23 protein-coding genes are annotated in these 23,969 nt (G+C 71.3%); 20 read left to right on the plus strand and 3 right to left on the minus strand.

The window, feature by feature from the left end:
- The first annotated feature begins 94 nt into the window (after positions 1 to 94).
- Positions 95 to 469, plus strand: a complete 375-nt coding sequence (locus ACZ4LX_RS22190; protein ID WP_467638003.1) for a (R)-mandelonitrile lyase — start codon at positions 95 to 97, stop codon at positions 467 to 469.
- Positions 470 to 787: 318 nt separating this feature from the next.
- Entirely contained in the window at positions 788 to 1,663 is an 876-nt protein-coding gene (locus ACZ4LX_RS22195; protein ID WP_467638006.1) for a LysR family transcriptional regulator, read from the plus strand.
- 296 nt (positions 1,664 to 1,959) lie between these two features.
- On the opposite strand, the gene ACZ4LX_RS22200 is transcribed toward ACZ4LX_RS22195, so the two are convergent.
- Positions 1,960 to 3,126: a pyridoxal phosphate-dependent aminotransferase gene (locus ACZ4LX_RS22200; protein ID WP_467638010.1), complete on the minus strand. Its 1,167-nt coding sequence runs from the start codon at positions 3,124 to 3,126 to the stop codon at positions 1,960 to 1,962.
- Between the two features lie 266 nt (positions 3,127 to 3,392).
- Here ACZ4LX_RS22200 and ACZ4LX_RS22205 point away from each other — a divergent pair, with 266 nt between their 5' ends.
- From ACZ4LX_RS22205 to ACZ4LX_RS22285, 17 genes are all read left to right on the plus strand, one after another.
- Positions 3,393 to 3,683: a hypothetical protein gene (locus ACZ4LX_RS22205; RefSeq protein ID WP_467638013.1), complete on the plus strand. Its 291-nt coding sequence runs from the start codon at positions 3,393 to 3,395 to the stop codon at positions 3,681 to 3,683.
- Between the two features lie 339 nt (positions 3,684 to 4,022).
- A complete protein-coding gene (locus ACZ4LX_RS22210; RefSeq protein WP_467638015.1) occupies positions 4,023 to 4,544 on the plus strand; it encodes a DUF2617 family protein in 522 nt (173 codons plus the stop codon).
- 84 nt (positions 4,545 to 4,628) lie between these two features.
- Entirely contained in the window at positions 4,629 to 6,227 is a 1,599-nt protein-coding gene (locus tag ACZ4LX_RS22215) for a polyamine aminopropyltransferase (RefSeq protein WP_467638018.1), read from the plus strand.
- 87 nt (positions 6,228 to 6,314) lie between these two features.
- Positions 6,315 to 7,466 carry an SRPBCC domain-containing protein gene (locus ACZ4LX_RS22220; RefSeq protein WP_467638021.1) on the plus strand — a complete coding sequence of 384 codons (1,152 nt, stop codon included), beginning with the start codon at positions 6,315 to 6,317 and terminating at the stop codon, positions 7,464 to 7,466.
- Positions 7,467 to 7,487: 21 nt separating this feature from the next.
- On the plus strand, positions 7,488 to 8,285 hold the full coding sequence (locus tag ACZ4LX_RS22225; RefSeq protein ID WP_467638024.1) for an aldose epimerase family protein: 798 nt from the start codon (positions 7,488 to 7,490) through the stop codon (positions 8,283 to 8,285).
- 84 nt (positions 8,286 to 8,369) lie between these two features.
- Positions 8,370 to 8,909: an orotate phosphoribosyltransferase gene (gene pyrE / locus ACZ4LX_RS22230; RefSeq protein WP_311311598.1), complete on the plus strand. Its 540-nt coding sequence runs from the start codon at positions 8,370 to 8,372 to the stop codon at positions 8,907 to 8,909.
- A 201-nt stretch (positions 8,910 to 9,110) separates the two neighbouring features.
- Positions 9,111 to 10,142: a class II fructose-bisphosphate aldolase gene (gene fbaA / locus ACZ4LX_RS22235; RefSeq protein ID WP_393059059.1), complete on the plus strand. Its 1,032-nt coding sequence runs from the start codon at positions 9,111 to 9,113 to the stop codon at positions 10,140 to 10,142.
- A gap of 98 nt (positions 10,143 to 10,240) precedes the next feature.
- Entirely contained in the window at positions 10,241 to 11,407 is a 1,167-nt protein-coding gene (locus ACZ4LX_RS22240) for a MalY/PatB family protein (RefSeq protein ID WP_467638027.1), read from the plus strand.
- Between the two features lie 103 nt (positions 11,408 to 11,510).
- A complete protein-coding gene (locus ACZ4LX_RS22245) occupies positions 11,511 to 13,016 on the plus strand; it encodes an MFS transporter (protein WP_467638030.1) in 1,506 nt (501 codons plus the stop codon).
- Between the two features lie 71 nt (positions 13,017 to 13,087).
- Entirely contained in the window at positions 13,088 to 13,501 is a 414-nt protein-coding gene (locus ACZ4LX_RS22250; protein ID WP_393681439.1) for a DUF3151 domain-containing protein, read from the plus strand.
- Positions 13,502 to 13,656: 155 nt separating this feature from the next.
- Complete coding sequence (locus ACZ4LX_RS22255) at positions 13,657 to 14,505, plus strand: tryptophan 2,3-dioxygenase family protein (RefSeq protein ID WP_467638033.1); 849 nt, start codon at positions 13,657 to 13,659, stop codon at positions 14,503 to 14,505.
- On the plus strand, positions 14,498 to 15,703 hold the full coding sequence (gene kynU / locus ACZ4LX_RS22260) for a kynureninase (RefSeq protein ID WP_467638036.1): 1,206 nt from the start codon (positions 14,498 to 14,500) through the stop codon (positions 15,701 to 15,703). Before ACZ4LX_RS22255 ends, kynU begins: the two co-directional genes overlap by 8 nt.
- 113 nt (positions 15,704 to 15,816) lie before the next feature.
- Positions 15,817 to 16,461, plus strand: a complete 645-nt coding sequence (locus tag ACZ4LX_RS22265) for an SUKH-4 family immunity protein (protein ID WP_467638039.1) — start codon at positions 15,817 to 15,819, stop codon at positions 16,459 to 16,461.
- 98 nt (positions 16,462 to 16,559) lie between these two features.
- Positions 16,560 to 17,435, plus strand: a complete 876-nt coding sequence (locus ACZ4LX_RS22270) for an alpha/beta hydrolase family protein (protein WP_467638042.1) — start codon at positions 16,560 to 16,562, stop codon at positions 17,433 to 17,435.
- 106 nt (positions 17,436 to 17,541) lie between these two features.
- A complete protein-coding gene (locus ACZ4LX_RS22275; RefSeq protein WP_467638045.1) occupies positions 17,542 to 18,891 on the plus strand; it encodes a sensor histidine kinase in 1,350 nt (449 codons plus the stop codon).
- The gene (locus ACZ4LX_RS22280) at positions 18,888 to 19,565 is read left to right on the plus strand and encodes a response regulator (RefSeq protein ID WP_467638048.1); all 678 of its coding nucleotides are present in this window, start codon (positions 18,888 to 18,890) and stop codon (positions 19,563 to 19,565) included. The genes ACZ4LX_RS22275 and ACZ4LX_RS22280 overlap by 4 nt, the downstream gene beginning before the upstream one ends.
- A gap of 150 nt (positions 19,566 to 19,715) precedes the next feature.
- Positions 19,716 to 20,951, plus strand: a complete 1,236-nt coding sequence (locus ACZ4LX_RS22285) for a cytochrome P450 (RefSeq protein ID WP_467638051.1) — start codon at positions 19,716 to 19,718, stop codon at positions 20,949 to 20,951.
- 127 nt (positions 20,952 to 21,078) lie between these two features.
- Here ACZ4LX_RS22285 and ACZ4LX_RS22290 read toward each other — a convergent pair whose 3' ends face one another.
- Entirely contained in the window at positions 21,079 to 21,408 is a 330-nt protein-coding gene (locus ACZ4LX_RS22290; protein WP_467638054.1) for a hypothetical protein, read from the minus strand.
- Between the two features lie 225 nt (positions 21,409 to 21,633).
- A complete protein-coding gene (locus ACZ4LX_RS22295; protein ID WP_467638057.1) occupies positions 21,634 to 22,491 on the minus strand; it encodes a diacylglycerol kinase family protein in 858 nt (285 codons plus the stop codon).
- Between the two features lie 186 nt (positions 22,492 to 22,677).
- Between ACZ4LX_RS22295 and ACZ4LX_RS22300 the strand changes: the two genes are divergently transcribed.
- A complete protein-coding gene (locus ACZ4LX_RS22300) occupies positions 22,678 to 23,961 on the plus strand; it encodes an adenylosuccinate synthase (protein ID WP_467638061.1) in 1,284 nt (427 codons plus the stop codon).
- Positions 23,962 to 23,969: the final 8 nt, after the last annotated feature.

Here is a 23,969-nt window from a genome sequence, read left to right on the forward strand (position 1 = left end):
ACAGCGCCGACCGGAGAGGTGCCGAGGGCGCGGCATCCAGTTCCGGCGGGTCGGAACAATCCCATGTAGTAACCATCGACAAGGAGTTCACGCCATGGATGTAAACCGCCACCCCGGTGACTCGATCAAGGGGCCGGAGGATCGGTTCTCCGGCGATGTGTGGCTGTGGCCGCGGATCGGAGCGACTGTCAACACCGAAGTCCGCAACGTACTGTTCACGCCCGGATCCCGCAGCGCCTGGCACCGCCACCCCGCAGGTCAGGTGCTGCACGTCACGGAAGGCGTGGGCGTCGTGCAGTCCCGCGACGGCGAACGTCAGGAGATCAGGGCCGGTGACACGGTGATCTGCCACCCCGGCGAGGAGCACTGGCACGGTGCGGCACCGGGCACTTTCATGACCCATATCGCCGTCACCGACGGGCCGACCGAGTGGAAGGAACGCGTGACGGACGAAGAGTATGAGAAATGACAGCCGTGGATGAACGCTCTCTCGCCCGTCCTTGGTGACGGTGCGGCGCGCAGTGCCCCGATCCGGGAGCCGGGGCGCTGCGTGTGGACAGCAACTGTAAATGACTGAGATACGACCACGCCGTTCCGTAAGTGTTTGTGAATTCTAGTCACCCCGCAGTGGCTGAAAGAAGGTTCCGCGTTCCGTGATTGCAAGGTTCATAGGGTCATTCTCCTGAGATTCCAGGGAGCAGGCGATCAGGTGCATTCACTATCATGGCTGACAGGGTCGACCGGTGGCGCCGAGAGTGCCTTCGAGTCCCTACGTATCCTGCTGTCCATGAGAATCGAGCTGCACCACCTGCGCGGGTTCTTGGCCTTGGCGGATGAGAGACACTTCACCCGGGCAGCGAAGCGTATGAACGTGTCCCAGCCGACACTCAGTCGAAACATCCGGAGGTTGGAGGAACTGCTCGGGCAGCGTCTACTGGAGCGAACTACGCGTCAAGTGGCACTCACCCCTGATGGCGAGCGTCTTTACGATCAACTTCGTGTTCTGATACCGCAGTTGCAATCCGCGTTGCAGCCCGGTCCGGACGCCGAAACATTCCGGGTGGGCTTTGCCTGGGGTTTCCCCACGGGCTGGCCCCAGGAGGCCATTGCGGGGTTCGAAGAGGAGACGGGCATGTCGGTGCAGGTGCGCCGGCATGATGCCAAGCTCGCGGGTGTGGACCGCGGGGAGGTTGACCTCGCGATTCTGCGAGGCCGAATTGATGCCCCCCGTATGGAGGTTGTCACCCTGCTGCATGAACGAAGGGTCGCGGCCGTCTCCACCCGCTCGGGGCTTGCGGGGCGGGACGAGATTCACTGGCGCGACATTGCCGCCCATCAACTTGTCATCAATGAAGTGAGCGGGACGACGAACTTGGCCGAATGGCCCGCAGACTGCCGGCCCGGGGTCTCCGTCGTCTGTCGTAATTTTGACGAATGGTTTGAGGCTGTTGCGGCAGGCAAAGGCGTGGGCGTGGTTCCTGAGTTCGTCGGCCGGCAGCACATCCATTCATTTGTGTCGTTCCTTGCCATTCCGGACGCGCCACGCGTGCCACTCAACCTGGTCTACCCGCAATTCGGCGCACATCCCCTGATACCGCAGTTCATCGCCTTGGCGCAGGTCGCCGTTGGCAGGTCCCCGGCAGCCGGTGCCGGGACGGACTGAGGGGGTGTGCCCTCGGGGCGGCCCTCTTGCGCGACCGCTCCGGAACCCAGGGGCGCCGCGAGGCGGTCGTCCTGAGCCATGTCCGGCCGCGACGACGGGTGGGCCGGTGGTGGCCGCTTCGAGCGTGAGGCCCTGGCGTGAGGACTTCACGCCAGGGCCTCGCTCCATGCGGGACGGTCCTTCGTCGCCCGGCGTGCCGTCCAAGGGTGAGGTGGGGCGGGTCTCTCACCCGCGCTGATTCAAAGAGGGCAGATCGTGGCCCCGGCGGGACCGCGTTCGGTACGAAGGAGTCGTGTTCACGATGCCGAGCGGTGGAGCCGGGCGACGGCCTCCTGGAGGACCTCGTCCTTCTTGCAGAAGGTGAACCGGACCTGGCCGCGGCCGGCCTCGGGGTCGTCGTAGAACACGGAGTTGGGGACGGCCACGACGCCGCACCGCTCGGGGAGGGTGCGGCAGAAGGCGTAGGCGTCCTTTTCGCCCAGGGGCGTGATGTCGGTGGTGATGAAGTACGTGCCCTGCGGCTGGTAGACCTCGAACCCGGCCGCGCGCAGCCCGTCGCCGAGCAGGTCGCGCTTGCGTCGCAGGTCGGAGCGCAGGCCGTCGAAGTACGAGTCCGGCAGGCGGAGCGCCTGAGCGATGGCGTACTGGAACGGGCCCGCGCTGACGTACGTCAGGTACTGCTTGGCGGTCCGGACCGCTGAGACGAGAGGGCCGCTCGCCGTGACCCAGCCGACCTTCCATCCGGTGAACGAGTAGGTCTTGCCGGCGGATGAGAGGGAGACGGTGCGCTCGCGCATGCCGGGAAGGGCCGCGAGGGGGCGGTGCGTGCCGTCGTAGACGAGGTGCTCGTACACCTCGTCGGTGACGACGAGCAGGTCGTGCTCGACGGCGAGTGCGGCGATGGTGTCCTGTTCCTCGGCGGAGAGGACCATTCCGGTCGGGTTGTGCGGGGTGTTGAGGAGCAGCAGTCGGGTCTGTGGAGTGATCTTGTCCCGCAGTTCGTCCAGGTCCGGGCGGAAGGACGGGGCGCGCAGGGTGAGCGGGACGCGCTTCGCGCCGGCCATGGAGATGCAGGCGGCGTAGGAGTCGTAGAAGGGCTCGAAGGCGATCACCTCGTCGCCCGGCTCCAGGAGCGCCAGCATGGTGGCGGCGATGCCCTCGGTGGCGCCGGCGGTGACCAGGACCTCGGTGTCGGGGTCGAAGGAGAGTCCGTAGAAGCGCTGCTGGTGTTCGGTGATCGCGGCGCGCAGTTCGGGGACGCCCGGACCGGGCGGGTACTGGTTGCCCCTGCCCTCCCGCAAGGCGCGGACGGCGGCTTCGCGGATCTCCTCGGGGCCGTCGGTGTCCGGGAAGCCCTGGCCCAGGTTGATCGCGCCTGTCGACATCGCCAGTGCCGACATCTCCGCGAAGATCGTCGTCCCGAGTCCGTCCAGCCTTCGGTTCAGCAGTGGCCTGGTGCTCATGTCTCCACCGTTCTCACTCGTGTCCCCGTCGAAGGGCCGTCGCGCCCTGGGTCTCCACGCCCATCCTGACCCATTTCCCGCCCCATGACGCAGGGAGAGTGGTCTCCGTGCGGGGGCGTGTACCGCGAGGGGAGGGCTGCGGGGGGAAGCTCTGGAGTTGCTCAAGTCCGCTTTGACGGTGCGGGGGCGGGGGAATTCCCCCGGCACGCGGGAAATCGGTGCGGAGCGGGGGCCTCGCTTCGGGGGAACGGAAGGACGTGGGGTCCATGAAGGGATTGATCATCGGGGTCGTGGTGGTCGTGGGGATCGTGCTCCTCGTCACGCTGCTGGTGAGCGCGGGGAACCGCAGGAAGCCGCTGGGCCGGCGGAGCCGGGGGAATCGGCGCGGCGCTGCCGGTGCGGCGGGCGGTGGCAGCTGGTGGGCCGGCGATGGCGGCGGTTCGTCCTGCGGTGGCGGCAGCGTCGGCGGTGGCGACTCGGGCGGTCACTCCGGCGGCCATTCGTGCGGCGGGGGATCGTCGTGCGGTGGCGGGGGCGGATGCGGCGGAGGCAGCTGAGAAAGGGCAGTTGGGCCGGTGAGCCGGGCCGGCAAGCCGGGCCGGGCGCCCGGCGGGACCGAGGGCATGACGCTCTAAGTCCCGCCGGGCGTCTTTTCGTTGGGCTTTGTCGCGCGTTCGTGTTGAACACCTGAACCGGCAGGCCCCCGAGGGGATGGAAACCACGCCAAGTTGGGCAAAAACGCTGCGAGTGCGACCCGGTTCGTGATTCCCTCGGTGAAGAGAACATCCAGCCCTCGGACCCCAGTTGGACCTGATCGGGCGCCTCCCACCTCCCACGTGCACCACGTCGGGGCGCCCCCTGTCCACGTGTCCATGTGTGTTTTGCGGAGCCGACCCATGCTCACGACCCTCCATACGGCCTATTCCGACACCCGTGCCGCCGATCTGGCCTGGGCGCTGGGGCGTGAACCGCTCCCGGCACTCGCTGTACTCGACCTTCATCTCGGCGGCGCGCAACTGCAGTTACGCCTGCTCGGCGCCTCTCACCAGGTGCTGCTGGAGGAGGAGCGCGGCAGCTGTTCCGAAACCGTCGCCTGTATCCCGGGCAGCAGCACCCCCCTGCCGCTGGGCGTCTCCAAGCGGCTGGGGGACTGGGAGTACGAGTTCGCGGCGCGTGTCGAGACCCTCGGTGCGGGCTCCTTCGCGGGTCGTGCGCAGGAGTTGCTGGCGCTCGTCGCCGACCACCCCCATGGACTGGCCGGGACGTTCCCGGGGAGCCCGCACGCCTTCACCGCCATGCTCGCCCAGCGGACCGAGGGCCAGGTGCGGTGGCGCACCTGGCACGCGTATCCGCAGGAGGGCCGGCTGGTGGTGACGCGGACCCGGGTGGGTGTGCGGATGCCGGCGGCGGCCCTGTGACCGGCGCCAACTCCATGAAAAGCGCGCTGATTGCACCCTTGTGGGTGACAAGCGGCGACGTTTCAGTGACGTAGCGTTCGCGGCATGATCGACCAGCAGGTGCCGTTGCGTGGGGGCGCGGCACGGCTTCCCGTGCGACCGAGAACCGGCAGGTATCTCGTGCTTGCCACCGTCTTCGTCTGCGCCGCCTGCGGGCTGGTGTACGAGCTCGAACTGGTCGCACTCGCCTCCTACTTGATCGGTGACTCGGTCACCCAGGCGTCCGTCGTGCTGTCCGTGATGGTGTTCGCCATGGGCATCGGCTCGCTGCTCGCGAAACGGCTGCGCAGCCGTGCCGCGGTCGGCTTCGGGCTGATCGAGGCGGCCCTCGCCCTGGTCGGTGGCTTCTCCGCGCTGGTGCTCTACGCCTCGTTCGCCTGGATCGGGGAGTCGCGGTACGCGCTGGTCGGGTTCTCGCTGGCGATCGGGGTCCTGATCGGTGCGGAGATTCCGCTGCTGATGACGATGATCCAGCGGGTGGACCGGCAGGACGCCGGCGGGGCCGTGGCCGACCTCTTCGCCGCCGACTACGTGGGCGCGCTGGTCGGGGGCCTGGCGTTCCCGTTCCTGCTGCTGCCGATGCTCGGGCAGCTCACGGGCGCGCTGTTCACCGGGGCGGTCAACGCGGCGGCGGGCGGGGCACTGGTCCTATGGGTGTTCGGGCGGGATCTCACGGCCCGGTCCCGCTGGCTGCTGATCGGCGCCAACGTGACGGTGATCGCGGTGCTCGCCTCGGCCGCCGTGCTGGCCGACGACTTCGAGCGGGCGGCGCGGCGTGCGGTGTACGGGGACCAGGTGCGGGTCGCCGTGCAGACCGAGGTCCAGGAGGTCGTGCTGACCGGCGCGGACCGGGGCTCCCTCGACCTCTATCTGGACGGGCGCCTGCGGGTCAGCTCCCGCGACGAGTACCGCTACCACGAGGCGCTGGTCCACCCGGCGATGGACGGGCCGCACGCCCGGGTGCTGATCCTGGGCGGTGGTGACGGTCTGGCGGCCCGTGAGGTGCTGCGCTACCCGGACGTGCGGAGCGCGACCGTGGTGGAGCTGGACCCCGCCGTCACCCGGTTGGCCCGTACGGACCGCGCGCTCTCCGCGCTGAACGCGCACGCCCTCCGCGACCCCCGGCTGACCGCGGTGACCGGGGACGCGTTCAGCTGGCTGCGGATCGCCCACGACCGCTACGACGTGGTGGTCGCGGACCTGCCGGACCCGGGGATCTCGGCCAGTACGAAGCTCTACTCGGCGGAGTTCTACGGGCTGGTCGCCCAGGTCCTCGCACCGGGCGGCCGGCTGGTGGTGCACGCGGGGCCGGCCGTGAGCCGCCCGCGCACGTACTGGACGGTCGAGGCGTCGATGCGGGCGGCGGGGCTGCGAACCCGCCCCTATCGGATCAGCGGGCGGTACGCCGGATTCGAGGCCGGCCCCGACCGGGCGACGGAGCGGAGGGCTCGCCCGCGCGGCTGGGGCTTCGTGCTGGCCGGCCCCGCCGCGGCCCCCGCCCTCGGTCTGGCCCCCGGGGCGCCGCCGCTGCGTTCCCTGACGGTCCCCTCGCTGCGGGACGCGGGACGGCGGGCGGAGTCCGGTCGGCTGCGGGGCCAGGCGCCCTCGACGCTCGTGCACCCGCGGTACTGGGACGAGCGGTGAGCGGGGCGTGCCGGGCCGGTGGCGGCGGGCCTCCCGGGGATGCCGAAGCGCTGACGTGGTGGCCGGGGCTGAGTAGGCTCGGTTTCCATGGAGCATGAGGTGTTCGTTCCGGTTCCCGTCCCGGCCCTTCGGCGGACGCTGAGCGATCCTGCGCGGGTCGCGCGCTGCGTGCCGGGTCTTCAGCAGGACGCCGACACGTCCGCGGGCCCGCTCGCCGGCCGGCTCAGGATCCGGGTCGGCGGCCACACCATCACCTACCGGGGCACGCTGCGGCTCACCCCGTCGGCGGGCGGGGGCGCGGGTGAGGCCGCGTACGGCCTGTCCGTCGCGGGCGAGGGGGTGGAGGCGCGGGGCAGCGGTTCGGCCCGGCTGGCCCTGACCGTCCGCCTCACCGGACGCGACGGTGGTACGGCGATCGCCTTCGAGGGCACGGTGAGCGGTGACGGCCGCCTGCTGGAGCTGGACCCGGCGGCCGCGCTGTCGGCGGCCCACCGCCTGCTGGACCGGTTCGCGCAGCAGCTGGTGACGGAATCCCTCGCCGCGCACACGGGGGCGGACGCGGATACGGGCGGGGTCGCGTCCGATGAGGACGGGGACACGGGCGGGGGTGCGTCCGGCGCGCTCGCGAGCGGTCCGGGCGAGGCCGCGGGCGGTGCGGGCGAGGACAGGGCCGCGACCGGCGCGGACGAGGGCACGCATGGCGCGGACGAGTCCGGCGGGGCCGGGCCCGAGGGCGCGGAGGCCGAGGGCGAGGAGGCCGCGGGCGGGGGTACGCACGGCGCGGGCGCGCCCGGTGCGGACGCCGCCGCCGAGGAGCAGGCCGTCGGCGAGGCGGTGGAGCAGGCCATCGAAGAGGCGGCCGAGGAGGCGGACGTCCCGGGTTCCGCCGATGCCGTGCCCCCGCACGACGCGGCCGAGGGAGAGGGGCCGGGGGAGCCGTCGTCGGACCAGGCCTCGGTCTTCGACACCCCGGTGCCGCCGTCGTCGCTCGACCCGGTGGCCGGGATCGAGTTCTCCGTCCCGGACGGGCCCCCGGCCGAGGCCGCGCATGCCCGGCGGACCATGATCGGCCGCAGCGCGGAGGAGGTCGACCACGCTCCGCCGCGCGGCCGGTACGCCCCTGTGCCGTCGCCCGACTCGACCGGTGCGGGTGCCACGCTCCGCTGGGTGGCCCCCGCCGCCGCGCTCGCCCTCGCCTCCGCGGTGGTGGTGGGACGGGCGCTGCGGCGCCGGAGGTAGCAGCGCCAGTAGGGTCGTCGTGTGAGCAGCAGCGAGAAGGACGTCCGGCTGTCCGTCGGCGACGCAGAGTTGACCGTGAACCCCGCCAACGGCTGCCGTATCAGCAGCCTGCGGATCGGCGGTACCGAACTGCTGCGGCAGGGGGAGCGGTACGGCTGCTTCCCGATGGTGCCGTGGTGCGGGCGGACCGAGAACGGGCAGTTCCACAACGGCGATGTGCTGCATCAGCTTCCGCTGACCGCCCCGCCGCACGCCATCCACGGCACGGGCCGTGACACGGCCTGGCGCACCGCGCGGGCGAGCGGGACGGAGGCCGCTTTCTACTACGACCTGGCCGACCCGTGGCCGTACCCGGGACGGGTGACGCAGACCTTCGAACTGACCGAGTCCGCACTGACGTTGGCGTTCGGCGTCGAGACGTACGGGGACTCCTTCCCGGCCCAGGCCGGCTGGCACCCGTGGTTCCGGCGCAACCTCGGCAGTGGTGAGGACGTCCGGATCGCCTTCGACGCCGCATGGCAGGAGGAACGGGGCGAGAACCATCTGCCGACGGGGCGCCGGATTCCTCCCCTGGCAGGACCGTGGGACGACTGCTTCGGCATGCCCGATGGCGTCGATGTGACCCTCACCTGGCCGGAGCGGCTGGAGCTCACCGTGAAGAGCCGGACCGAGTGGGTCGTGATCTACGACGAGCAGGACGAGGCCGTCTGTGTGGAGCCGCAGTCGGGCCCGCCGAACGGACTGAACACCGCACCCCGCTATGTCACCCCGATCGAGCCCCTGGAGATCGCGACGACCTGGAGCTGGCGCAGCCTGTGAGGGCGGGGACGGCTGCGGTTCATGTGTCCGGGGCGCCGCGGTCCGTGAGTACGGGGCGACAGCGGGCGCCTTATCCTCGTAGCCATGACTGACGTACGTGCTGAGCTGTTGCAGCAGATCAAGGACAAGGCCGTAGTACACGGCAAGGTGACGCTCTCCTCCGGTCTCGAAGCCGACTGGTACATCGATCTGCGCCGCATCACGCTGGACGGCAAGGCCGCTCCGATGGTCGGGCAGGTCATGCTCGACGCCACCGCGGAGCTGGACTACGACTGCGTGGGCGGGCTGACGCTGGGTGCCGACCCGGTCGCCACGTCGATGCTGCACGCCTCCGCCGCCCGCGGGCAGGAGCTGGACGCGTTCGTGGTGCGCAAGGCGCAGAAGGCCCACGGGATGCAGCGCCGGATCGAGGGCACGGATGTGAAGGGCCGCCGCTGCCTGGTCGTCGAGGACACCTCGACGACCGGCGGTTCGCCGCTGACCGCCGTCGAGGCGGTGCGGGAGGCGGGAGGCGAGGTCGTCGCCGTCGCCGTGATCGTGGAGCGGGGTGCGGCTCCGGCCATCGCCGAGGCGGGCCTTCCCTACGTCCACGTCTACTCGGTTCCGGACCTCGACCTGTCCTGACCTGCGGTTTCCCTCAAGGGGGGTCGGTTTCACGTGAAACCGGCCCCCCTTGTCGTATCTCTGTGCCGGGAGGCCGGGAGCGCTGGGGGAGTACACCGGGTGGAGCCGAGGCCAGAGTCTGGGAAGATGGGGGCGACGATGACGTCGCCCCCAGGTCAGGGAACCAGCAACGCACACCCGCACATCCCAAGGAGCGGACAGATGCCCATCGCAACCCCCGAGGTCTACGCCGAGATGCTCGACCGGGCGAAGGCAGGCAAGTTCGCCTACCCGGCCATCAACGTGACGTCGACGCAGACCCTGCACGCTGCGCTGCGCGGTTTCGCTGAGGCCGAGAGTGACGGCATCGTTCAGATCTCCACCGGTGGGGCGGAGTTCCTGGGCGGCCAGTACAACAAGGACATGGTGACGGGCGCCGTCGCCCTCGCCGAGTTCGCGCACATCGTCGCCGCCAAGTACGACATCACGGTCGCGCTGCACACCGACCACTGCCCCAAGGACAAGCTGGACACCTATGTCCGTCCGCTGATCGAGGTCTCCGCGGAGCGCGTCGCCAAGGGTCTGAACCCGCTGTTCCAGTCGCACATGTGGGACGGCTCGGCCGAGACGCTGGCCGACAACCTGGCCATCGGCCAGGAGCTGCTGGCCAAGGCCGCCGCCGCCAAGATCATCCTTGAGGTCGAGATCACCCCGACCGGTGGCGAGGAGGACGGCGTCACCCACGAGATCAACGACGAGCTCTACACGACCGTCGACGACGCGCTGCGCACCGCCGAGGCCCTGGGCCTGGGCGAGAAGGGCCGCTACCTGCTGGCAGCGTCCTTCGGCAACGTGCACGGCGTCTACAAGCCGGGCAACGTCGTGCTCCGTCCCGAGCTCCTCAAGGACCTCCAGGAGGGCGTCGCCTCCAAGTACGGCAAGCCGGCCGGCAGCCAGCCGTTCGACTTCGTCTTCCACGGCGGCTCCGGCTCCACCGCCGAGGAGATCGCCACCGCGCTGGAGAACGGCGTCGTGAAGATGAACCTCGACACCGACACCCAGTACGCCTTCACCCGCCCGATCGTGGACCACGTGTTCCGCAACTACGACGGCGTCCTGAAGGTCGACGGCGAGGTCGGCAACAAGAAGGTCTACGACCCGCGCAGCTGGGGCAAGTCCGCCGAGGGCGGCATGGCCAAGCGCGTCACGGAGGCCTGCGCCAACCTGCGGTCCACCGGCACCAAGCTGAAGTAAGTCCGTCCGTACGGATGTCTGCGTGGGCCCGGCAATCCCTTGGGGTTGCCGGGCCCACGCATGTCCGTGCCCGGCAGGAACGATGTGAGGGAACAGCTGTGAGTACGTCCTACGACTTCGATACCGTCATCGACCGGCGCGGCACCTGGAGTGTGCAGTGGGACGGTGTCGCGGACCGGTTCGGTGTGGACGGACTGCTGCCGTTCACCATTTCGGACATGGACTTCGAGACCGCCCCCGAGGTGCTGGCCGCCCTGCGTGCCCGGCTTGACCACGGAGTGTTCGGCTACACGGACTGGCGGCTGGGCGACTTCCGCGCGGCGATAGCCCATTGGTACGTGACCCGGTACGACACCACGATCGACACCGGCCGGCTGGTCTACGGGCCGTCGGTGCTGAGCCAGTTGTCGCAGCTGCTCCAGATGTGGACGGCCGAGGGGGACGGCGTCGTCGTCCACACCCCGACGTACGACGGGTTCCGCAAGGCGGTCACCGGGCTCGGCCGTGAACTGCGGGGCGTCGGCCTGGGGGACACGGCCGCGCTGGAGCGGGAGCTCGCGCGGGAGGACAGCAAGGTCCTCGTCGTCTGTTCGCCGCACAACCCGTCGGGGCGGGTGTGGACCCGGGCGGAGCTCGCCGGAATGGCCTCGCTCGCGGAACGGCACGGGGTCGCCGTGATCAGCGACGAGATCCACGCGGACTTCGTGCACGGCGGGCGCCCGCACGTGCCGTGGACACAGGTGGGGGGCGACGGGCGCTGGGCGCTCATCACGTCCGCCTCGAAGGCGTTCAACTTCCCCGCGCTGACCGGTTCGTACGGGATCATCGGCCGCGCGGAGGACCGGACGGAGTACCTGCGCCGGATGGAGACCGCGGAAGGCCTGGCCTCGCCGGCGGTTCTCTCGCTGACCGCGCACATTTCCGCGTACCGGGACGGCGCGGCGTGGCTGGACGCCGCGCGCACGTATGTCGCCGGGAACCTGGAACTGGTCGCCGAACGGCTCAACGCGGCGTTCCCGGGTCTGGAGTGGGAGCCGCCGCAGGCCGGATACCTGGCCTGGATCGACCTGCGACGGGTGGGCGTGACGGACGACGAGGCGCTTCAGCGCGTACTGGTCGACCGGGAACGCGTCGCGGTGATGCCGGGGAGCGTGTACGGCGCTGCGGGCTTCGTACGGCTGAACGTGGGGTGTGCGCGGAGCAAGGTGGAAGCGGGGGTCGCGGCGCTGATACGTGGGGTGGAAGCGGTACGGGAGGCCGCGTAGCGGCGTCCTGGGGGTGAGGCGGGGGCGCGGGCCGTTCCGGGGAGCCGCCCTCGGGCCCCGTTCCTCAATCGCCGGAGGGGCCTGATTTTGCGATGCTGAGTCCATGGCGGAGAGCTCAGCAGGTCCCGGCGGTATCCGTGTCGCCTCCCCCACCGGCCGCTGGGTCGTCCTCACGACCGTCCTCGGGTCGAGCATGGCCATGCTCGACTCCACGGTCATCAACGTGGCCCTGCCCCGCATCGGGGAGGACCTGGGCACCGGCCTGGCCGCCCTCCAGTGGACCGTCAACGCCTACATGCTGACCCTGGCAGGTCTGATCCTGCTCGGGGGAGCGCTCGGTGACCGGTACGGGCGGCGCCGGGTCTTCGTCGTCGGTGTCGTGTGGTTCGCCGCCGCCTCACTGCTCTGCGGCCTCGCGCCGAACGCCGATGTGCTCATCGCCGCCCGCGCCCTCCAGGGCGTCGGCGGCGCCCTGCTCACCCCCGGGTCGCTGGCGCTGATCCAGGCGAGCTTCCATCCGGACGACCGGGCCCGCGCGGTCGGGCTGTGGTCGGGGCTCGGCGGGGTCGGTGCCGCCGTCGGACCGTTCGTCGGCGGCTGGCTCGTCGACGGGCCCGGCTGGCGGTGGGTGTTCCTGCTCAACCTGCCGCTCGCCGCGCTCTGTGTGCCCGTCGCCCTGCGCCATGTACCGGAGTCCCGGAACCCGGACGAGCAGGGCCGCTTCGACGTCCTGGGCGCGGTACTCGGGGCCCTCGCGCTCGCGCTGGTGACGTACGCGCTGATCGAGGCGCCGGGTGAAGGCGCGTCCCCGGCGGTGATCGGGGCGGCGGTGGGCGGGGTACTGCTCGGCGTCGCGTTCGTCCAGGTCGAGCGGCGGCGGCCGGACCCCATGCTGCCGCCGTCGGTGTTCGCGTCCCGGCAGTTCACCGTCGTCAACCTCGTCACCCTCTGCGTCTACGCGGCGCTCGGCGGCTTCTTCTTCCTCTCCGCCATCCAGCTCCAGGTCGTGGCGGGCTACTCCGCGCTCGGCGCGGGCACCGCCCTGCTGCCGACCACCGTCCTGATGCTGCTCTTCTCGGCCCGTTCGGGCGAACTGGGGCGGCGCATCGGCCCCCGCATCCCGCTCACCGCCGGTCCGCTGATCGCCGCCACCGGCATGCTGCTGATGCTGCGCGTGGGCCCGGGGTCCGGCTCCGTGACCGGATACCTGACCGACGTACTGCCCGCCGTCGCCGTCCTCGGTATCGGCCTGGTCACCCTCGTGGCACCCCTCACCGCGACCGTCCTGGCCTCCGTGGACACCAGCCGGGCCGGTCTCGCCAGCGGAATCAACAACGCCGCCGCCCGCGCCGCCGGGCTGATCGCGGTGGCCGCCCTGCCCCTGCTCGCCGGGATGGGGCCGGAGGCCTACCGGGACGCCGGGGAGTTCGCCGCGACCTTCCGGCGGGCCATGCCGATGTGCGCCGGGCTGCTGGTGCTCGGTGCCCTCATCGCCTGGGCGACGGTGCGTACGCCGCCCGTCGCCGAGGAGGCCGCGCAGCCCGAGTGCACGGTGAACTGCGGCGTCACGAGCCCTCCGCTCGAACCCGCGCCGGAAACCGGCCGGTAGTCCCGGCGCCCGCGCGGACATTGTGCGCACCTGGTGTCCGGGCGGGCCCGGTGCCAGGCACACTTGAACCCATGTCGATCCACGAGAACCTGCTCGGGGGCCCCGCCCCGACCCACCTGCCCGACGACCCGGAGCCGCGCGAGATGCTGGCCGCCGGCACCGCGCCCGCCGATGTCGCGGCGAAGTACCCGACCTCCTCGCTGGCCTGGGCACAGCTCGCCGACGAGGCGTTCGAGGGCGGCCGGGTCATCGAGTCGTACGCCTACGCCCGCACCGGCTACCACCGGGGCCTGGACGCCCTGCGCCGGGCCGGCTGGAAGGGCCATGGCCCCGTACCGTTCGAGCACGAGCCGAACCGGGGCTTCCTGCGCGCCCTGCACGCCCTCGCGCGCGCCGCGCAGTCGATCGGTGAACAGGAGGAGTACGAGCGCTGCTCGACGTTCCTCCGCGACTCCTCGCCGACCGCCGCCGAAACCCTCGGATAGGGCGCCCACCTCTGCCGGCCCCGTGGACGATCACTGTCCGCGGGGCCGCTGCCGTAGGCGGGAGAGGTCGTTAGGATGCGGGCAGGGGACCGGAGCTCCACCACCTCACGGTGGGGGCGGACCGCTACCCGGAAGCTCGTGTCGAGGAGACAGCGATGTCGACGATTCACCCCGACCCCGAAGCCACCGGTGCGCAGACCCCGCACCTCGACTTCGCGGGAACGACTCCGTACGAGGACTATGTCCAGGCGGATGTCCTGACCCACCTCCAGCACCTCCGCTCGGACGACCCCGGCGAGATGGTCTTCCTGGTCACCACCCAGGTCATGGAGCTGTGGTTCACCGTCATCGTCCATGAGTGGGAGACCGCCGCGCACGCCCTGCGCCAGGACCGGACGGCCGTCGCACGCGACGCGCTGAAGCGGTCCGTGCGGGAGCTGGAGGCGCTGAACGCGTCGTGGACGCCGCTCGCCCAGCTCACCCCCGCCCAGTTCAACTCCTACCGGTCCGCGCTCGGCGAGGGATCCGGTTTCCAGTCGGCGATGTACCGGCGGATGGAGTTCCTGCTCGGCGACAAGTCCGCCTCCATGCTCGTACCGCACCGGGGCGCGCCCCGCGTCCACGCCGAGCTGGAGAAGGCACTGGCCGAGCCGGGTCTGTACGACGAGACGCTGGCGCTCCTCGCCCGGCGCGGCCACGCCGTGCCCGAGGCGGTGCTCGGCCGCGACCTCACCCGGAAGTACGAGCCGTCGCCCGAGGTCGAGGCCGTCTGGGCGGAGATATACGCCAACCCCGACCAGCACGACGAGCTGGTCCGCCTCGGCGAGGCGCTCACCGACGTGGGCGAGCTCGTGTGGCGCTGGCGCAACGACCACCTCGTCGCGACCCGGCGGGCCATGGGCTCCAAGACCGGGACGGGCGGTTCCGCCGGGGTCGCCTGGCTGGAGAAGCGCGCCACGAAGAACGTGTTCCCCGAGCTCTGGACGGCCCGCAGCCATGTCTGATCTCCAGGAGCGCGCACAGGCGCTCGACACCGCGGACCCGCTGGCACCGCTGCGCGGGCTGTTCACCCTCGACGACACCGTCTACCTGGACGGCAACTCGCTCGGTGCCCTGCCCCGCCATGTTCCGGCCCGGATCCAGGACATCCTCGCCCGCGAGTGGGGCGAGCTGCGCATCCGGTCCTGGGACGAGAGCGGCTGGTGGACCGCGCCGGAGCGGATCGGCGACCGGATCGCCCCGATCGTCGGCGCGGCGGCCGGGCAGATCGTCGTCGGCGACTCGACGAGCGTGAACGTCTTCAAGGCCGTCGTCGCCGCCACCCGGCTGGCGCCGGAGGGCCGCGACGAGATCCTGGTCGACGCCTCCACGTTCCCCACCGACGGGTACATCGCCACCTCGGCGGCCCGGATGACCGGCCACCGGATCGTCCCGGTCGCCCCCGCCGACGTGCGGGGCGCGCTCGGTCCGCGTACCGCAGCCGTCCTGCTCAACCACGTCGACTACCGCTCCGGCAGGCTCCACGACCTGCCCGGCCTCACGTCGGCGGTGCACGCCGCGGGCGCGGCCGTCGTCTGGGACCTGTGCCACAGCGCGGGCGCCCTGCCCGTCGGACTGGACGAGCACGGGGTGGACCTGGCGGTCGGCTGTACGTACAAGTACCTCAACGGCGGCCCCGGTTCGCCCGCGTACCTGTACGTCGCCGAGCGGCACCAGGCGGCCTTCGACTCCCCCCTGCCGGGGTGGACGTCGCACGCCGACCCGTTCGCGATGACATCCGGTTACACCCCTGCGGACGGCGCCGTACGGGGCCGGGTCGGGACGCCCGACATCCTGTCCATGCTGGCCCTGGAGGCGTCCCTCGACGTCTGGGACGGGGTCGGGATCGAGGCGGTCCGGGCCAAGTCCCTGGCGCTGACGGACTTCTTCCTGGAGTGCGTGGAGGCCTATGCCCCCGAGGGCCGGGTCACCTCCGCCACCCCCGCCGCCCACGCGGAACGCGGCAGCCAGGTCGCGCTGCGCTGCGAGGACGCAGAACCCGTGATGGCCGCACTCATCGCGCGCGGCGTCGTCGGGGACCTGCGGCGGCCGGATGTGCTGCGGTTCGGCTTCACCCCGCTGTACGTGGGCTTCGCCGACGCGGAACGTGCGGCGCGGGTGCTCGCGGACGTGTTGACCGGTACGGCCGCTCCGGCGGAGTAGGCTGCCGGGTCCGTCCGGTGACCGGCTCGCCCCGGTCGCCGGACGGGCAGCGGAACGGGCAGCGGAACGGCCGTGACGACGGCCGATGGCGGATGGCCAGGGGGTGGCACCGGATGCTCTTCGACATCGACAACGACCTCGCCGGCGAGGACGGGATCGACCGCTCCGGCCACATACGGGCCTCGCGCCAGGTCCTCGCCGATGTGGTGCACCGCCCGGAGGATCTTCGCGCGCTGTGCGACATCGGCTTTCCGCAGCGCCCCTTCTGGCTGGCCCCGGCCCTTGCCGAGGACGGCTGCTCGGTCGGGGAGGGCCGTCCGGTGGTGGACCTCGGGGACGAGGTGGAGATGGTCGAGGAGGAGTCCGGCGTACTGCTGCTCCTCGGTGCGGTCCAGGCCTGGTATCTCTTCCTCCACCTCGGCGACGGCACGGTGCATGCCCTTCCCGACGAGCTGGAGCTCTTCGACGGGGACCTGCGCCAGGTCCACACGGACCTCTCCTCGCTCCGCCACCTGCTGGAACTTCTGCACCAGCGGGCGAGGAAGGCGGACCGCGAGCCGGCCCGCGGTGAGCGGGCCGCGCCGGCGCCGTACGCCGAGCTCGCCCGCTTCGCCGACAGGGTCCGGGACGAGTTCGCACGCGTCGACCCGGTGGCCTTCTCCGAGGAGGAGTCCCGGGAAAGTCCCTGGGTCCCCTTCTTCGGCGATCTCCGGGGCGGGCTGTACGGCAGGTACTACGCCGGGCCCGGCCCCGCCTGACGCCGGATCACCTGCCGCGGGGGAGCGGACGCTGCCGTACTGATACCGTCCCCGCAGGTCAAGCCAGTTGGGCATGTCACAGGGACGGTTGGAGCAGCATGTCGGATTCTGCCGCGCGTGATCAGGACGCAGCCGAGACCGAGTCGGCGTTCTCGCATCCGGTGGTCGCCCCCGATGTCTCGGCCGCCTACGGCAGCCACCCCGACCAGGTGATCGACTTCTACGCCCCGCGTGACGGGCGTGCCGGTGCCCCCGTCGTGGTCGTCCTGCACGGTGGGGCATGGCGGGCACCGTACGACCGGCACCATGTGTCGCCGTTCGCGGACTTCCTGGCCAGGCGTGGCTTCGCCGTCGCCAACGTCGAGTACCGGTGCGGCAGCGAGCTCCCGCAGCAGCGGGGCTCGGGCCCCGTCGCGGGCCGCTGGCCGGAGACCTTCGACGATGTCGCGGCGGCGATGGACGCGCTGCCGGAGCTGCTGGCGCTCCACCTGCCTGCGGCGGACGCCCGCCGGACCGTTGTCACCGGGCACTCCGCGGGCGGGCAGCTGGCCCTGTGGGCCGCTGCCCGGCACGTCCTGCCGGAGGGCTCGCCGTGGCGGCTGCCGCGCCCGCCCGCGCTGCGTGGTGTGGTGGCGCTCGCTCCGATCGCGGACTTCGCCTCGGCCGTCGCACTGGATGTCTGCTCGGGTGCGATCGGGCAGTTCCTGGGGAGCGCGGAGGACTTCGCCGAGCGGAGCGTGCACGCCGATCCGGCCCTGTTGCTGCCCACCGGCATCGCGACCGCCGTGGTGCAGGGCACCACCGACCTCACCGTGCCGCAGGCCGTCTCGGAGGCGTTCGTCGACGCGGCGGCGAAGGAGGGCGAGACGGTGGGGCTGACGCTGCTGCCGGACGTCGGACACTTTCCGCTGATCGATCCGGCCGCCGACGCGTGCGCGGTCGTCGCCGAGGAGATCGCCCAGCTGGCCTGGTGAGGCCGGCGGTACGTGGCGGGGGGACCCGGGTAGTACTTGCGACGGACGGTTCAGGATCCGCATCGGTGCTGACGACCCGGGACGCCGGGCCCCCTACCGTGGAAACGTGACCGAGACCAAGACCAGAAGTCCGGAACTCCGGGTGGCCGCAAGGGCGATAGCAGGCCTGCGCCAGGACCTCATCCACGACGCGTTCGCCTACCGCCCGTCGCCGCAGATGCGGACCGACGGGCTGCTGACCAAGCGGCTGCCGGAAGGGCTGCGGGCACGGGCCGCGTGGACTCCGCACGCGGTGGTCCTGACGGCCGCGCTGATCACCTTCGTGGCGGGGTTCTCCCGTACCGGCAACGCCGGTGTCCTCGTGTCGGGGCTGCTGCCCGCCGCCTGCGTCGCGATGACGCTGGTCAGGCCGGTCGGGGCGTTCTGGATGTCGATGGCGCTCGTCCCGGTGACCATGGCCGTCGGCGGCGAGGACGGGCCGTGGGGGCCGAGCACCTTCTTCGCCCACCTGGTGGTGCTGTCCGTCGTCGCGGCCAGGACCCGGCCGCGCGCCGCGGCGTGGATGTGGGGCCTTACCGTGCTGTTCGGCACGCTCCTGGAGAACGTCGCCGGGTGGGACTTCGTGGGGTCCACCGCGGCCATGGCGGTGGTCTCCGCGTTCGCGCTGCTGCTGGTGAGCGTGGTGCAGATCCGGCGGGAGGCGGAGCGCGAGGTCACCGTGCAGCGCACCGTCACCGCCGTCGAACGCGACCGGCGCACCCTGCTGGAGGAGCGCACCACCATCGCCCGCGAACTGCACGATGTGGTCGCCCACCACATGTCGGTCGTCGCGATCCAGGCCGAGGCCGCCCCCTACCGGGTGGAGAATCCGCCGCCCGAGCTGGAGCAGGCCTTCCTCACGATCCGGGAGAACGCCGTCGCGGCCCTCACCGAACTGCGCCGGGTCCTCGGCGTCGTACGGGCCGAGGACTACGAGGCGCCGGACGCCCCGCAGCCCACCCTGGCCGAGCTGGACGGGCTCCTCGCCAATGTCGGTGAGGCCGGGCTGCCGGCGGAGAAGACCGTGACCGGCGCGGTGCGCGAACTGCCCCAGGGGGTCGAGCTGTCGGCGTACCGGATCATCCAGGAAGCCCTCAGCAACAGTCTGCGGCACGCGCCGGGAGCCACCGCCAAGGTCGAGATCGGCTATGTGCTGGGCGGCCTCGGGCTGCGCGTCGTCAACGGTCCGCCCACCGGTCCGGTCAAGCCCTCACCCGGTGCCGGGCACGGGATCACGGGGATGCGGGAGCGGGTCGCGATGCTGAACGGTGAGATGACCGCCGAGACGACGGCGGAGGGCGGCTACGAGGTCACCGCCTTCATCCCCGTGCAGGCCGCCGTCCCGTCCGACACCCCCGCCCCGTCCGATACCCCTGCCCCCGCCCCGTCCGTCGCTCCGGCCGGGGGGCAGGCGTGACGGGCTCCGCCGGTACCCCGATCCGGGTGCTGATCGTCGACGATCAGATGATGGTCCGCGAGGGCTTCTCGGTGCTGCTCAACGCGATGCCGGGCATCGAGGTCGTCGGCGAGGCCGTCAACGGACGCGAGGCCGTGTCCCAGGTCGCCGCCCTCCGCCCCGACGTGGTGCTGATGGACATCAGGATGCCGGAGCTCAACGGCATCGAGGCGACCCGCGAGATCGTCGCCGCCGACGCGGACGCCAAGGTGCTGGTGCTCACCACCTTCGACCTCGACGAGTACGTCTACCAGGCGCTGCGCGCAGGCGCGTCCGGCTTCCTCCTCAAGGACGCCTCGGCCCGGCAACTCGCGGACGGTGTACGCGTGGTGGCATCGGGCGAGGCGCTGCTGGCCCCCACGGTCACCCGGCGCCTGATCACCGAGTTCTCCAAGCTCGCCGCAGCCCCGAGGCCACCGGCCCTCGCCCAGATCGGCGATCTCACGGAGCGCGAGACGGAGGTGCTCGTCCTGATCGCCCAAGGCCTGTCCAACGCGGAGATCGCCTCGCACCTGGTGGTCGCCGAGTCCACCATCAAGACCCATGTGAGCCGCATCCTGGTGAAGCTGGGCCTGCGGGACCGGACCCAGGCCGCCGTCTTCGCGTACGAGGCCCGGCTGGTCACGCCGTCCTGAGGACACCCCCGCTCCGAGTCGTCCGGGGTCGTCCGGGAGGGGCGGGCGGAGGCGGATGCTCCGGCCCCTCCGCCCGGTCGGTCCGGTGCGGGGCGGGCCTGGTTCCCGGCAGGGCTGGCCCAGGCGTGAATGGCCGGTTAGCGTCGGTCCATGGACCAGCCCACGCCCCCCGACTCCGGCCAGGACGCACTGTTCGACCCCTGGTCGGCGGCGTTCGTCGCCGACCCGTACCCCGCCTACACCGAGCTTCGCGCGACCGGCCGGGCGCACTGGTTCGAGCCGACCGGCCAGTGGCTCGTCCCGCACTACGCCGATGTGTCGGCGCTGCTGCGCGACCGACGGCTCGGCCGCACCTATCTGCACCGGTTCACGCACGAGGAGTTCGGCCGGACACCGCCGCCCCCCGAGCACGAGCCCTTCGAAACGCTCAACGGGCAGGGGCTGCTGGACCTCGAACCGCCGGACCACACCCGGATCAGGCGCCTGGTCTCCAAGGCGTTCACGCCACGCACCGTCGAACAGCTCGTCCCGACCGTCGAGCGGCTGGCGTCCGCACTGGTCGACGACTTCGTCGCGCAGGGCGGGGGCGATCTGCTCACGGCCGTCGCGGAGCCGTTGCCGGTCGCCGTGATCGCCGAGATGCTCGGCATTCCGGAATCCGACCGGGCTCCGCTGCGGCCCTGGTCGGCGGCGATCTGCGGAATGTTCGAACTCAACCCGTCCGAGGAGACCGCACGAGCCGCCGTCCGGGCGTCCGTCGACTTCTCGGCGTATCTGCGTGAACTGATCGCCGAACGGCGCGGGAACCCGGGCACGGACCTGATCTCCGCGCTCATCGCCGCCCACGACGAGGGCGAACGGCTCACCGAGCAGGAGATGGTCTCCACCTGTGTGCTGCTGCTGAACGCGGGACACGAGGCGACCGTCAACACCACCGTGAACGGCTGGTGGACGCTGCTGCGCCACCCGGAACAGCTCGCCGCGCTGCGGGCGGACCACGGACTGCTGCCCACCGCGGTGGAGGAGCTGATGCGGTACGACACCCCGTTGCAGATGTTCGAGCGCTGGGTGCTCGACGACATCGAGATCGGGGACACGGTCATTCCGCGCGGCTCGGAGGTGGCCCTGCTCTTCGGCTCGGCCAACCGCGACCCGGCCCGGTTCACGGACCCGGACACGCTGGACCTCTCCCGGCGGGAGAACCCGCACATCACCTTCGGTGCGGGCATCCACTTCTGTCTGGGCGCGCCACTGGCCCGGGTGGAGCTGGCCGCCTCCTTCGGTGAACTGCTGCGCCGGGCGCCCGGCATGCGGCTGGCCGCGGAACCGGAGTGGAACCCGGGCTATGTGATCAGGGGCGTGAAGGAGCTGCGCGTCGAGTTGTGACCGGGTGGGAGGGTTCAGGGCGGGCTGTGACCGGGCGGGGCCGGCTGTCCTCTGGCGCCCCTCGGAGGACAGCGGAGGACTCGGAGGACTCGGAGGCCGGCGGGTCCCGGCGGTTTCCGGGGCGCCCTCAGCAGACCGGACCGCAGAGCGACGGCGGCCCTTCGAGCACCTGGAACGTCGTTCCGAGGACGGCCATCACCGCGAGAAGCGCGCCGAAGCCGAGAGCCTGCCGCCACTTCCGCCGTACGAGGTACAGGGCGCCCAGCGCCGCCGCGATGCCGCCGAGGACCATGACCGGCAGGCCCTGCCAGACCACTTCCCACTCGGCCTCGCCCTCCAGACCGCCGAAGATGCGGCGGCGCGCGTAGGGCGCCCAGATGAGCATTCCGGCAGCGGCGCCGGCCGCCGCCATCGCGAATCCGGCGACTCCGGTCAGGGCTTCCCGTCGGTCTTCCATGCTGGAGACGACGCCTGTGGGCCCCGCGAGGTTCCGTAACGGAGCGATCGGTTCAGCACATCGCGCCATTGTGAGGCGGCAGGCGGCAGGCAGCGGGCGGCACGAGGGTCCGGCAGGCGCGTAGCTCACATCGCGTGCGGGTGCGGGCGGGCCGGTCGGTTCAGCAGGTCCCTGGGGACCGGCGCCGGCTCACCCGATCGGTCCGGCCCTCCCCCGTAGCGGAGGCTACCCCTGGACCACCGGCAGCATCAGCCCCCAGGCACCCGGCCGCACCGTCCACGTCCGGGTCCGCACCGGACCGCCGTCCTGTATGTCCGCCCGGTAGCGGAAGTCCGTGCCCGAGACCGTGACGGCCTTGGCCTCCGTGGTCACCGGATCGCCGTCCGGCGCGTGGATCGTCACCTCGGCGAGGCCGCCGTCGCCGCTGCCCGAGGTCACCGTCACCGATTCGACCGCGCGGTCCAGGTCGTGCAGCACGAGACCGTCCGCCTCGACGCGCAGCCGGTGCGTGCCCGGCGCGGCCACCGGCTCCGAGGGCACGGGGCTCACCAGCGTGCGGACCAGGGAGCGGCAGGTGTCCCAGACCGCGGAGACGCCCGAGCGGTCCGGCCGCGTGCCCGGGGCGCCGCTCAGGGGCGGGATGCGCAGCGCGCCCAGGACGACGCCGTCGCTGTCGTCGACGAGCAGGTCCCGTCGGCGTACCGCCCCGTCCAGCGCCGTGCGCGCCGCGGCCACCGCGCCCTTCGGCACGCCGAGCGAATGCGCGAGTTCCAGCGTGGCCCCGGTCCCGACCGGGACGAGCGAAAGGGCGCTCATGGCTGGTTCTCGCTCCCGGTGGAGCAGGGCGACCGCACGCCGCAGCGCGCGGTCGTCGCCTATCACCACCGGCCTCCGGGTACCCCGGCGAGCCAGGGCGCGGGCGAACTCCTCGGGCCCGTCGGGGAGGCAGATCTTGGCGTGCGAACCTGCGCTCAGCACGTCTTTCGCGATCCGGACGGACTCGCCGTCCGTGCGGCGGGCGACCGGATCGATCACCACCAGCAGATGGGGCGCACCGTTACCGGGGGGCTGGGCAGCCGACACCTCGGTCCTTCCTCGGGTAGCATCTTGGTGCAAGAGCCCCTTGCGCTATTGCGCCAGGGGCTTCGTCTATTCCGGGGCACCCGGTTCGACGGTTCAGGCCTTGTCGTACAACGTCGTACGGCATGTACGGCGTTTACGTACGCCCCCTGACCTTGGACATGCCCCGCCCGGAAGGGGTGTACGCCTGTGCCCGCACTTGTGCTGCTCGGTGCTCAGTGGGGTGACGAGGGCAAGGGAAAGGCCACCGACCTCCTCGGTGGATCCGTGGACTATGTGGTGCGCTACCAAGGCGGCAACAATGCCGGCCACACGGTGGTCGTCGGTGACCAGAAGTACGCACTTCATCTCCTCCCCTCCGGAATCCTGTCACCGGGGTGTACCCCGGTCATCGGTAACGGTGTCGTCGTCGACCCTGCGGTCCTGCTCTCCGAGCTGAGTGGGCTGAACGACCGCGGCGTGGACACGTCCAAGCTGCTGATCAGCGGTAACGCCCATTTGATCACTCCGTACAACGTCACGGTCGACAAGGTCACGGAACGCTTCCTCGGCAAGCGCAAGATCGGTACGACCGGGCGTGGCATCGGCCCGACGTACGCGGACAAGATCAACCGGGTCGGCATCCGCGTCCAGGACCTCTACGACGAGTCGATCCTGGAGCAGAAGGTCGAGGCGGCCCTGGAGCAGAAGAACCAGCTTCTGGCCAAGGTCTTCAACCGGCGCGCGATCGAGGCCGGCAAGGTCGTCGAGGACATGCTCCAGTACGCGGAGCAGATCAAGCCCTACGTCGCCGACACCACGCTGATCCTGAACAACGCCATCGACGAGGGCAAGGTCGTCCTCTTCGAGGGCGGCCAGGGCACCCTGCTCGACGTCGACCACGGCACGTACCCCTTCGTCACCTCGTCGAACCCGACCGCGGGCGGCGCCTGCACCGGTTCCGGTGTGGGTCCGACGAAGATCAGCCGGGTCATCGGCATCCTCAAGGCCTATACGACGCGTGTCGGCGCCGGTCCGTTCCCGACGGAGCTGCTCGACGAGGACGGCGAGGCGCTGCGCAGGATCGGTGGCGAGCGCGGTGTCACCACCGGCCGTGACCGCCGCTGCGGGTGGTTCGACGCCCCGATCGCGCGGTACGCGACCCGGGTCAACGGCCTGACCGACTTCTTCCTCACCAAGCTCGACGTGCTGACGGGCTGGGAGCGGATCCCGGTGTGTGTGGCGTACGAGATCGACGGCAAGCGCGTCGAGGAGCTCCCGTACAACCAGACCGACTTCCACCACGCGAAGCCGGTCTACGAGATGCTGCCGGGCTGGTCCGAGGACATCACCAAGGCGAAGACCTTCGGTGACCTGCCGAAGAACGCCCAGGCGTACGTGAAGGCGCTGGAGGACATGTCCGGCGCCCCGATCTCCGCGATCGGTGTCGGCCCCGGCCGCACCGAGACCATCGAGATCAACTCGTTCCTGTAAGGAGCACG

It is taken from the genome of Streptomyces sp. NPDC026062 (genome assembly GCF_055568375.1).